The 12,141-nt window shown below is 30.7% G+C and carries 8 protein-coding genes; 6 read left to right on the forward strand and 2 right to left on the reverse strand.

The window, feature by feature from the left end; translation table 11 throughout:
- Nucleotides 1-126: 126 nt before the first annotated feature.
- From ltrA to B5E75_RS04915, 6 genes are all read left to right on the forward strand, one after another.
- The gene (gene ltrA / locus B5E75_RS04890; protein ID WP_087357669.1) at nt 127-1,425 is read left to right on the forward strand and encodes a group II intron reverse transcriptase/maturase; all 1,299 of its coding nucleotides are present in this window, start codon (nt 127-129) and stop codon (nt 1,423-1,425) included.
- 151 nt (nt 1,426-1,576) lie between these two features.
- The gene (locus tag B5E75_RS04895) at nt 1,577-2,854 is read left to right on the forward strand and encodes an IS1380 family transposase (protein WP_087357670.1); all 1,278 of its coding nucleotides are present in this window, start codon (nt 1,577-1,579) and stop codon (nt 2,852-2,854) included.
- Between the two features lie 234 nt (nt 2,855-3,088).
- Nucleotides 3,089-4,576, forward strand: a complete 1,488-nt coding sequence (locus tag B5E75_RS04900; protein ID WP_087357671.1) for a TIGR02677 family protein — start codon at nt 3,089-3,091, stop codon at nt 4,574-4,576.
- Nucleotides 4,569-5,690: a TIGR02678 family protein gene (locus tag B5E75_RS04905; RefSeq protein ID WP_162607635.1), complete on the forward strand. Its 1,122-nt coding sequence runs from the start codon at nt 4,569-4,571 to the stop codon at nt 5,688-5,690. Before B5E75_RS04900 ends, B5E75_RS04905 begins: the two co-directional genes overlap by 8 nt.
- Nucleotides 5,687-9,694, forward strand: coding sequence for a TIGR02680 family protein (locus B5E75_RS04910; RefSeq protein ID WP_087357673.1), 4,008 nt, complete (start codon nt 5,687-5,689; stop codon nt 9,692-9,694). The genes B5E75_RS04905 and B5E75_RS04910 overlap by 4 nt, the downstream gene beginning before the upstream one ends.
- Nucleotides 9,691-10,956 (forward strand): TIGR02679 domain-containing protein, encoded by a 1,266-nt coding sequence (locus B5E75_RS04915; protein WP_087357674.1) that lies wholly within the window; start codon nt 9,691-9,693, stop codon nt 10,954-10,956. Before B5E75_RS04910 ends, B5E75_RS04915 begins: the two co-directional genes overlap by 4 nt.
- A 49-nt stretch (nt 10,957-11,005) precedes the next feature.
- On the opposite strand, the gene B5E75_RS14540 is transcribed toward B5E75_RS04915, so the two are convergent.
- Together B5E75_RS14540 and B5E75_RS04920 are read right to left on the reverse strand one after the other, a co-directional pair.
- Nucleotides 11,006-11,182 carry a hypothetical protein gene (locus B5E75_RS14540; RefSeq protein ID WP_162607636.1) on the reverse strand — a complete coding sequence of 59 codons (177 nt, stop codon included), beginning with the start codon at nt 11,180-11,182 and terminating at the stop codon, nt 11,006-11,008.
- 212 nt (nt 11,183-11,394) lie between these two features.
- Entirely contained in the window at nt 11,395-12,141 is a 747-nt protein-coding gene (locus B5E75_RS04920; protein ID WP_087357675.1) for a Type 1 glutamine amidotransferase-like domain-containing protein, read from the reverse strand.

The following is a 12,141-nucleotide window of genomic DNA, read 5'->3' on the forward strand; positions in this document are numbered from 1 at the left end:
ATCACTATAAGCAATGTTTGGATAATCCGAATATGAGGATAGCCTAGAACTATGAATCGTAATCATAGATGGTAAAAGTAATTGGGATGGTTCCAAATAAATTTACAAATAGAGGAGGAGCAGCAAATGAAATTAATGGAAAAGATACTTAGTCAAGAGAATTTAGAAATGGCTATCAGAAAGGTCAAACAGAATAAAGGAGCACCTGGAATAGACAGAATGACAGTGCAAGAAATTGAATACTGGTTTGAAAAATATCAAGATGAACTTATCACAAAGATAATGAACAAACAGTATCGACCAATGCCTGTCAAGAGAGTTTACATTCCAAAACCTAATGGAAAGCAAAGACCATTAGGGATTCCAACAGTCATAGACCGAGTCATTCAACAAGCCATAGCACAGGTATTAAGTACAATCTATGAGCCAATATTCAGTGAACATAGTTTTGGATTCCGACCAAGACGTAGTGCACGTATGGCAATGGAAGAAGTGCTATATTATTTGAATGAAGGCTATGAATGGATAGTTGATTTGGACATTGAGAAGTTCTTTGATACGGTTAATCATGACAAGTTAATTTCAATCTTAAGAGAGCATGTCAATGATGCAGCAACATTACATCTTATACGAGCATATCTAAGAGCAGGTGTACTAGAGGACGGACTTATTAGAAGCACAACAGTTGGTACACCTCAAGGCGGACCTATCAGTGTTGTACTATCAAATATCTATTTAGATAAATTTGATAAGGAACTAGAATCAAGAGGGCTAAGATTCGTAAGATATGCAGATGATTGCATTATCTTCGTAAAAAGTGAAATGAGTGCAAATAGAGTAATGAAGTCGGTGATATCATGGCTGGAAAGGAAACTATTCTTGAAGGTTAGTGCCACGAAAACAAAAGTCATACGTCCAGTGAAAGGACAATTCCTAGGATTTACCTTTTATAAAGACAGACAGGTATGGAAATGCAGACCTACAGAAGATAGAAAGAAACGCTTATATAAAAAGATAAAAGTCATTTTAACAAGGAAACAAGCTGTTTCAAGACCATTATCCATAACATTTACGAAAGTCAATCAAGTAGTAAGGGGATGGATAAACTATTTTAAGATAGGGTGCGTAAAGAAATTCCTTGAAAAATTTGGACAATGGTTACGCCACAAGATACGATGTATCATCATTAAGCAGTGGAAGAAACCAATGACAATTTATGGAAATTTGATGAAACTCAACAAAGCATGTAAGTGCAACTTTAGTGATGAAGATATTTATAAATGTGCTAACACAAGACTAGGGTGGTATAGAAGAAGTGGACTCATTATAGTCAACAGCATTTTATCACCAATAATTCTAGGCATAAGAAAAGGGAATCGACCAGGTTTGGTCAATCCCCTTAGCTACTATCTTAAGAGCTTGTGATTCGATATAAATGTAGAGCCGTATACGAGAACCGTACGTACGGTTCAACGGGAGGGGCAATAAAACTTGATTCTATTCCTCTACCCTATTATATATAATAAAAGCTCCTGTATAATGTAAGTGACCAAACTACAATACAAGGAGCACTTATATGATACAATCTATTTTCAATTTTGACAACATAAATTTTAACGGTGGCAACATTTCCTGTGATGGTGGCAGCATCTTGCTTCTTTCATTTCTTAAAAAGTACAATCTGCTATCTTCATTAGATGACATTCCTTTCAATGATACAAGAAGATTGCCTAAGTATTCCAATTCTGACATTGTCACTCAAATTGTTTTACGTAACCTTTTAGGCTACTTCAATCAGGCTGATCAAATGACACTTGTTGATGATCCACTTTTATCACAATGCATCAATGCCTGTTCACAGCCTACTTTATCAAGATTCTTTGATAGAGTCAACATGAAAACCAACATGACCATTAAGGAACATATTCAAAGATTAGGTTGCGACTATGTCAATAGGCATGTTGAGAATATCATTCTTGACGTCGATTCAACAAAAACACAAACTCATGGACATCAGGAAGCTTCTGCATATATCTACCATTATGGTGTCAATGGATACCATCCAATGATGATTAATGAATATAATACCAAACTATTGTTAAGTTCCAACTTTAGAACAGGAGCAGCATACTCATCTAATGGATTCATCAATGAACTCAAGAAAGTACTGGCACATCTTGATAGAAAAGGCAAGACTGTTTCCATGAGGGGTGACAGTGCATTCTACAATACTGAATTCATGGATTATATGCATCATGAAGATATTCAATACTACATTAGAGCCAAAAGCTATGAAAAGATTCAAAATATGATCATTGAACATCTGGAAGACAATGGAATTGATTATTTGAATTACACAAATCAGGAATCCTATTATGGAGAGATAGAATACTCACCTAAAAGTCTATCCACACCATGCCGATATGTTTTTAAGGTATTTCCAGCACAGGATAAACAGTTGACAATGTTCCCAGTTATCTATTGCATCATAACAAATGACATGAAAAGATCATGCGAAGACATCTGTGACTTCTATGAGGAGAGAGGAAACTCAGAGAACTTCACAAAAGAACTGAAAGATGATTTCAATGGAGATAATGTAGGACATCATGATTTTGAAAAGAACTGTTTCCAGTTCATGATATCATCACTGTGTTATAACTTCTATCATCTATTTAGGATTCTTGTATTAGAAGGCAAAGATCAGAAGATACGAATGAATACATTTAGAAACAAGTATCAAAAGATAGCAGTAAAGGTCATACGACATGCAAGAAGAATCATATTGTCATTTAGCAGTGCATATAGATATAAGAAGAAATTCTTAAAATACTATCAAAAACTGCAGAATTAAAACATAAAATCCATAGTTTATTGAAAGTAGTTGAAAAACTACACTTTTTTAGCTACGGTTATTCACAATTTTACGGTGGATAACATTTTTTAAGCTAGAAAATAGACATGATTTATAAGTTTTTCATCACAAATTTGCTTTCATGAATAATTTGGGCAAAATATGTAAAAGATTGTTGCGATACATGATATTGAAAGAGTATAATGATTTCAAGTGAAAATATGGAGGAAGTTCATGAAAGTTTATGATAAATTACTTAAACCAATTAAAGAAGTCAATTATCTAAGAGCAGATAATGTTGATAGGTATCGTTTGATTATTAGATACTTCTTTTTGGAATACGAAAAGATTCATTATTGGATTCATAAAGAAGAAGTTTATGAAGAAATTAGACAGATAGAAGGCTATCAAGATTATACATTAGAACAATGTCAACAAGATCTTCAACAGCTTACACAATGGCAAAATTTAACAGCAAGTCAAGATAGTAATAAAGTCAGAACAATAGATGATTTTAAAAATAAAAAATATCGTTATCAGCTAAGTGAATATACTGTTGAGATTGAAAGAATGACACTAAGATTAGAGAACTTAGAAATTGAAGGGGCATCATTAGAACCGACTTTACTGGAAAGAATTTATCATCAATTAACTCAAGTGAAAGACATAAGTCAAAAAGAAAATAGTGATGTGAATGGATGGCTGAATTTGCTCATGAACGATTTTGTCAGATTAAATCAAAATTATCAGGATTATATCAAAACATTAAATAGTGCAAAAGCAGAAGAACTCATGAAGACAACAGAATTTCTTGTTTATAAAGATAAAATCATTATGTATTTAAGAGAATTTGTCATGACCATGCAAAATACAGGAGCTTTAATTTCCAGTCTTATGAGAAATATTGATGAAAATGATTTAGAATTAATTTTTCAAAAAGCAACAGACTACGAATTGTCTATTCCACGTATTGGACGAGCATTAAAGAGAGAAGATGTTTATCAAAATTTTAAAGATAAATGGTTGAGTCTATATTATTGGTTTGTAGGTCAGGATGGTTATAATGAAGTTGATCATTTATATGATATATCTAATGAAATCATACGTAAAATGACGCGTTATGCACAACAAATATCTGAAATGATAAATCGTGGATCACATCGTAAAGAACAATATATACACATTGCTGAAATTTTTGAGAAATGTCAGGATATTAATGAAGCTCATTGCATGAGTGCTTATATTTTTGGGGTAGAAGATTGCCTACATCTTAACTATATTACACCTCGTTTAAGTGAAGACATACATATGGGTGTTTATCAGGATCATCCTTCATATATTCAATTTGATCCTCATTCACGTATTGTTAGAAAAAAGACAGTCAGAAAACCTGCTGAAGACCATACTTTTGAACGTATGGAACAACAATTAATGATTGAAGCTGAATATGCAAAACAGATGGAAAAAATACAGGAACTCATTGTGAATAATCAAATTGATTTTTCGTCCTTACCAGTTATTGATGCGAATACAAGAAAAACATTGCTTATGTGGTTGTCAAAAGCTTTAGGTCAGGAATCTTTATCATCTAAAACAGACGATGGACGAGTTTATATGATTGATAAAAGTGAAGCTAATCAAATGTGTGAAGTTGAGTGTATAGATGGGCATTTTATCATGCCAAAATTTAAAATTATATTTAAGGAGAAAGTTCATGAATAATAAAGAAGTTTTACTTTCGCAAAGATGGGTCTTAAAGCGTAATGATCGAGAACGTTATTACCAAATTAAAGATCATATCAAAGAATTAAGAAATCTTTTTCAAGAAAAAGCAGGTTTTTCACTCATTTCACATCCTCAGTTTATAAGACTTGATAAAACACCTGGAAAAGCTGAACCCTGGATGGGAATTACTCAGTTTCAACATGTAGAAGAATATCAAATTCTATGTTATATACTTACATTTCTTGAGGATAAAGAAATTGAGGAGCAATTTATTTTATCCCATTTATGCGAATTTGTACAAATTCAATTAGGTGTTGATGAAGAATATTGGCTACAATTTAAACATCGAAAAATGCTTGTCAATGTTTTAAAGTATTGTATAAAAGAACAACTTATTATTCAAGATGATGGAAACAGTGACCAGTTCATGCAAGATCAGTTTGTAGAAGTTTTATTTGAAAATACTGGATTATCAAGATATTTTATGCGTAATTTTACAGCTGATGTTTTTGAATGGGTAGATCCTCAAGATGTGATGGAAAATGAATGGGTTTCTAATGACAGTCAAGATCGAGGACTTATTCGTATACAACGTGTCTATCGTCGTCTTTTACTGTCATGTGGTATTTATAGAGAAGATGATGAAAATGATGATTTTTCATATATTCGCAGATATAGAAAAAGCATTGAAAAAGATTTACAGCAATTTTTTCCATGTGATTTACAAGTTTATGAGTCCAGTGCTTTTTTAATTTTGGATGATGATGTGAAGGTAGGACAAATGTTTCCTAAATCAAATGCTTTAGATGAGTTGGTTGTTTTATGCTGTAGTCAGATTCGTAAAGGTATTAAAAATAGAGATTACAAAATTGATGAAAGAGAAATTTATATCGATCAAAAAGAAAGAATTTTGAAAAGATTTAAACTTGTCATACAAAAACAAATATCTTATTTACCCGCTACTTATCGACAAAAAAGTATTGATCAACTTGTAGACATGGTTTATCAGCGTTTTATGGAAATTGGTTTTATGTCTTGTCAAAATGATGATGTTATATTTTATCCAGTTGTTGCGAAACTGACTGGGGAATTTGAGGAGGGTCAATCATGAGTTTAAGTCGTTGGCACATGAATAAAATGGGACTGGTTGATTTCTGGTGTTACGAAAATGAAGTATTTGAATTTGAAAATGGACATATGTTGTTACGTGGAAGTAATGGAAGTGGAAAATCTGTAACGATGCAAAGTTTTATTCCTTTGTTATTGGATGGAAATAAAAGCAGTGAAAGACTGGACCCATTTGGAACACGTTCAAGAAAAATAGAAACTTATCTGATTGATGAAAATTCATCACGTGAAGAACGTATTGGTTATTTATATCTAGAATTTAAAAGAGAAGATAGTGAACTTTATAAAACAATTGGAATGGGACTTCGTGCTAGAAAAGGAAAACCATTAGACTCATGGTATTTTGTGATTGAAGATAATCGTCGTATTGGTATAGATTTTGCTTTAATGGAAAATCAGCTGACGTTAAGTGAAAAACAGCTTAAAAATATTTTAGGAGATCAGGTCATTGAGTCACAAAAAGAATATATGAAACGTGTCAATGAAGCATTATTTGGCTTTGAAAGTTTGCAGGATTATGGTGATGCCATTGGTTTATTATTACAGCTTCGTTCACCTAAATTAAGCAATTCTTTATCACCACAAAAAATTAATGAAATCTTAGCTTCCTCTTTACAACCATTAAGCGATGAAGATTTAAGACCAATGAGTGAAGCCATTATGAATATGGATAATCTTCAAGATCAGTTAGAATTGCTGAAACAAAGCTTACAGGCAGCTCAGAAATTAAAAAATATTTATCAAACTTACAATCAAGTTCTTTTGTTAGAAAAATGGACAAAATATATCAAAGAACAACGTTTATATCAACAAATTAATCAAAATATCAAACAAAAAGATAAAGAGAAAAAACATTTTTATCAAAATTTATTAGATAATCATCAAAAATTAGATACCAATAGAATTCAATATGAAGTTAAGACAAATGAACTTTCTTCTATGAAAACGCATGATATTGAAGCATGGATAGAATCTATTAGTGAATACAATCAGGAACTGACTCAATATCAAAAAGAATTAGATAAGAAAATACATATTTGTGAACAAAAAGAAGAAGTCTATCAAGATTTAAATCAGAGTATTGAAGAATACCAAAATCTCATTGATCAAAAAGAATATGAATGCCAAAAGTTGATTCAAGAAATGAACGCTTTTAATGAAATTTTATCTTTAACTGAGCATTTAGCTATTAAAGAATGTTTTGAACAACGCAAGAAAAATTTTGAATTTTCATATACACGACAAGTTTTACAAAATGATATGAAACAAATTCAAGATGGTTTAGCAATGTGGAAAGATTATGAAACACAATCTCAATTAATTGCATTTTATGAAAATGATGAAAGTCAAAAGCAGGAACAATACATTGTTTTACAAACACAAATGGAACATTTACAAAAAGAATATCAACAAGTGATAGAAGAATATTTAGAAGATTATCATCGTTTTAATGAAAACAATGAGATTTTAAAAATATCTCAACAAGATATGGAAAAAATAAGAGAACATTTGATTGATTATGAAATGACTCATGATTACTTTGTGATTCAAAAAGTGATAGATGATATTTATCAGCATATGTCAAGACAATTGATAGAAGAACAGATGCGTTATGAAAGATTGATTCAAGAAAATGAAAATGAATTATCAAAACTCTACCATGAAAAAGAATATTTGGAATCTTTGGAAGATATTGAACCACAACAAACACCTGAAAATCAGTTGAATCGTCAATATTTAGATGAACATCATATTGACTATGTTCCATTTTATCGCTTACTTGAATTTGATGCATCATTGACAGATCTTCAAAAACAAAGAATTGAAGAAATCTTATCTCAAATGCAATTATTGAATGCTTTGGTTGTGCATAAAAATGATCAATATCGTATTCAAGAACTGCCTCAAGGATGTCAAGATTTTTATCTTTGGACAAATCAAGATGTTAATCAGCTTCAAACTCTGACAATCTCTCAATTCAATAATCAAAATGATTTGTTGTTTATTTTAGAATGTTTAGGTATCGAAACAAATCAACAAGTTGTCATTCAAGATAAATATTTCCAATCTGGAATTATTGAAGGGAGTCTTTCCTTAAATCAAGAAGCCATTTATATTGGTTATGAAAGTCGTATGAAAATGAAACAGGACAAGATTGAATCTTGTTTACTTCAAATTCAAGAACTGGAAACTTTCAAAGAAGAAAATATGCAAAAAGAAAAGTTGACTAAAGAAAAGCAGCAAACGCTTTTATTGGAATATCAAAGTTTTCGTGATGAAAAACAATTAAAAGAAAGTCTTGATAATGTGGAAATGCTAAGAAAAGAGCAGGCAACATTAGAACGAAAGATTCAAGAGCTGCAACAATTGATTTTATTAGAAAATCAAAAATTAACAGACATACATAATCAGATAAAAGTTGTAGCATCCAAATTGTTATTGCCAGTACAAAAAGGAGTGTTTCAAGCTTATAAAGATGATTTACAAGATTATCAGGAAACTTTTGAATCTTTTAAAGATAGTTATACTCAGATGCTACAAACGATGGATTTAAAAGCTATACAAGATGAAAAAGCCAGTCAGCTCGTTGATGATTTAGATGAGTTGCATTATGAAATTGAACAGTACCAGCATAAAATCAGTGTGGTCACACAAAAGCGTGATTTATTACAGGAAAAATTAAATGAGTCTGGTTATCAGGATATTGCGCAAAAAATTCAAGATCTGCAAAATGAAATCAAAAGATTAGAAGATGAAAAAACAGCTTTAGAAAAAGAAAAATCCGTTTTAGAAACAAAGATAGAACAAGTAGACATAGATATACAAAATTTATCTGATCAAAAGTTGGAACAAGAAAATCATATGCTTATCTATAAAGATATTTTTATGCAGGAAAAAGATTTACATTTTATTATTAAAGAAGATATGTCTGATGAGGATATAGGAAAAATAATGCGTGATTTGAATCAGGAATTTTCACATAAAAAATCTATTGCTGATTATCAAAATCAGTTACAGCGTGTTTATTTTGAACAAAATATATATTTAAATCAATATAATGTTGTACAAGAAAATGTACCATTATGCCATGATGTTGATGATGTCCCATCTAGACTTATTTTAAAAGCGACAAATCAAGGGAAAAGGATCTCATTTCTAGAACTGACAGATATATTAGAACAAAATATAGAAATGCAGGAGTTATTAATTGTTGATGAGGATCGTCATATCTTTGAGGATATTCTTGTGAATACCATCAGCAAGAAAATAAGAGAACGCATCCATGCCAGTCGTCAATGGGTAGATAAAATTCAAAGTTATATGAATGATATGAATACAAGTAGTGGTTTACAATTAAGTTTAAAATGGAAAAGTCGTAAGGCAACAGATGATGGTCAATTGGATACACAAAAATTAGTTGAGTTATTAGAAATGGATTATCATGTGTTAAAAGACAGTGATCGTAAGAAAATATCTAACCATTTCCGCTCTAAAATCAATAGTGCCAGAAAAATGAGTCAGGATGAAAATACGACAGCTTCTTTCCATCAACTCATGAAAGATGTCATGGATTATCGTCAATGGTTTGATTTTACATTATATGCGAAAAAACCTAATGAAAATCGTAAAGAATTAACTTCTCATGTGTTCTATGCTTATAGTGGTGGAGAAAAAGCATTATCTATGTATGTTCCATTATTTTCAGCAGTGGCTGCTAAATTTGAAAGTGCCAGAAAAGATGCTCCATTATTGATTGCTTTGGATGAAGCCTTTGCAGGAGTTGATGAAAACAACATTGATAATATGTTTGCCTTGATTACAAAATTTGGTTTTGATTATATTATGAATTCACAGGTATTATGGGGAGATTATCCTTCTTGTTTATCATTAGCTATTTATGAGTTATTTAGACCTAATAATGCACCATTTGTGACGGTCATTGCCTATATATGGAATGGAAAGAATAAGAGGCTGAAATATTCATGAGTGTAGAACAAGAGTTGGCTGATTATTTAAATCAATCAGGATTTCAACGATTTGTACAGGCATGGATTAGACAATATCAGCGTTTAGGACATTTAGGTGGTAAAATTGTTTTAGAAAATTTAACTGATGATGAAAAACAATGTTTAGGTGGTTTAGGATGGGATTTATCTCAAAACAGATTGGAATTAACTTATGCACAGTTTCTTAAAAAATTAAAGAAAACACGTTATGGAGAAGCTGATTTTTTGAAAACGTTAGAAATTTTAAATCAGTCTTTGATTTATAGTCGAAAGGAAATCAAGGAATTAAAGATTTTGGCATTTGATGAATTCAAAGAAAATTTGTTTCATATCTTTCAAGATACCAAATCTTATGCGTGGTTAAAGACATATCTATCGACAGATAGATATGTCAAAAGATATTTTGAACAGAATCAACATATGTTTCAGTCAGTTCTTGAAAATGTTTGTCGTGCTTTAAATCAATTACCAGTTTATCAATTGAGCTTTGAATTATTACCTGTCTTTTCACAAAATATTACAAAAAATCCGCATTATTTTGATGAAGATTTACCAAGAGAACTCTTATTAAAAGGAATAGTCTATGATTTATATCATGAAGATATGTCTTTAGATTCATTCAAAATGATAGATGTTTTGTATAGTGCTGGTATTTTAAAAGATGATTTATCTAATTATTGTTATATATGTCATATTCAGCCACAAAAGGCTTATCCCTCATGGCAGGGATTTTATGAAGCTTATGAACCTTGGAATATGAATCTTTATAATATCAATGTAATGAAAGATTTGTTTATCCCTTTGGATATTTTTATCTTTGAAAATCCATCTGTTTTTCGTATGATGTGTAATTTTATTAAACATCATAAAATGGATGTCGGACTTGTTTGTAGTAATGGGCAAATTAATTTTTGTACATATCTATTATTAGATAAACTTGTTGATAGTGGCTGTTCATTATATTATGCAGGAGATTATGATCCTGAGGGATTAGTGATTGCTGAAAAATTAAAACAAAGATACCAGGATTTACATTTGTTTTGTTATAGTGTGTCATTATTTGAAAAAATTAAAATCAAACAAATAGATATCTCATCAAAGAGATTACAAATGTTAAATCAAATCAAAACTGATAATCTCAAAATCATAGCTCAAGCTATTCAACAAGAACAGGCATTTGGTTATCAGGAAGGACTTATTGATGTTTATCAAAGAGAACTCAAAAAGATGAAAATTATATAAAATCAACATAAAAGAGTCTAAACAGTGCATAGACTCTTTTATGTTGGGCTTAACGGTTGATGACTTTATCAAGAATATTTGACAGCATATTGATAGAATTTTTTCTATCAGATAATGCAACGGCAAGACTTGTGTGACCATAGATATCCATGACTTGATCAATGGTCCAATCATCACCAATACTTTTCATTTCATCAATAAATAGCTGAGCATCTTTTTGGTTCATATATATTTCCTCCTCGTTCTTTCATTATATAAAAGTAGTTTTAAAATTCAAGAAGATTTGATGTTTCTCCAGTAATGAAATCATCAGTAATAGAAAATCACTTTCAAGAAAACATATATTATTTTTTGAATGATTCCAATAAGAAATTTTATCCGGTATTTTACTTTATAAGCTACAAAAGTAAAAAATATAAATGTATCATCCTTTTGACTTTATTCAATTTTCATCTCTTTGAAATCTATTGTTTCATTTTCATGGCATATAAGTTGGATATGCTCGTTATAAATCAGATAACTTTCTCCATGAATCGTTACACATTCATTGATTAAGACATAACTACCATCAACTAATACAATGAATGGATGATGAATGCTATCTTTATAAGTGATGTCTTCATATAGTCTTAATCCATCCAAGTATCTATCTTTGACCATCTGATAATGAGGAATGATGTTGAAATGAGTAAGCCCTAGACCTCGAATCCATCTTTGAAAATGAGAATCTATAGCTTCACCATTTTCTTCAGGCTGACAATAAACAATATCAGCACAATTCATGCTGCCAGCACTGATGCTTATCACAATGCCTTGAAAATCTTCAATTTTTTCTCTAAGTTGAATGTCTTGAAAGAATTGATTTTGTGTAGGAACATGACCACCACCTAAGATAATGACATCATATTGTTGGAGATCGTCTCTTGTAAAGTTACTATATCTTTTATCAATCAAATCAAAACATTGCAAAGATAAACCTTCTTTTAAAAAGATTTCTCTAAAGAAATCACACATGTCATCATTTTGTTTATAAGCATCTGGACTTGCTGCAATCATGCAACAACGACTATTGTTTTTCCAATATTTTTTTAATTCATCAACAAAATGATTTTTCTTATCTAAACCATCAACTTGTCTACTGCCATCTAATGGACCAGTAGGGCTACTCGTTAAAAAAATGACCAT

It is taken from the genome of Massiliimicrobium timonense, assembly GCF_002160865.1.
Classification (GTDB): Bacteria; Bacillota_I; Bacilli_A; order Erysipelotrichales; family Coprobacillaceae; genus Allocoprobacillus.

What these genes read in the sequence shown, in the direction of transcription:
- B5E75_RS04895 (WP_087357670.1), top strand. Translation starts at nt 1,577, where the DNA reads ATGATACAATCTATTTTCAATTTTGACAACATAAATTTTAACGGTGGC.
- B5E75_RS04920 (WP_087357675.1), bottom strand. Translation starts at nt 12,141, where the DNA reads ATGGTCATTTTTTTAACGAGTAGCCCTACTGGTCCATTAGATGGCAGT.
- B5E75_RS04915 (WP_087357674.1), top strand. Translation starts at nt 9,691, where the DNA reads ATGAGTGTAGAACAAGAGTTGGCTGATTATTTAAATCAATCAGGATTT.
- B5E75_RS04900 (WP_087357671.1), top strand. Translation starts at nt 3,089, where the DNA reads ATGAAAGTTTATGATAAATTACTTAAACCAATTAAAGAAGTCAATTAT.
- ltrA (WP_087357669.1), top strand. Translation starts at nt 127, where the DNA reads ATGAAATTAATGGAAAAGATACTTAGTCAAGAGAATTTAGAAATGGCT.
- B5E75_RS14540 (WP_162607636.1), bottom strand. Translation starts at nt 11,182, where the DNA reads ATGAACCAAAAAGATGCTCAGCTATTTATTGATGAAATGAAAAGTATT.
- B5E75_RS04910 (WP_087357673.1), top strand. Translation starts at nt 5,687, where the DNA reads ATGAGTTTAAGTCGTTGGCACATGAATAAAATGGGACTGGTTGATTTC.
- B5E75_RS04905 (WP_162607635.1), top strand. Translation starts at nt 4,569, where the DNA reads ATGAATAATAAAGAAGTTTTACTTTCGCAAAGATGGGTCTTAAAGCGT.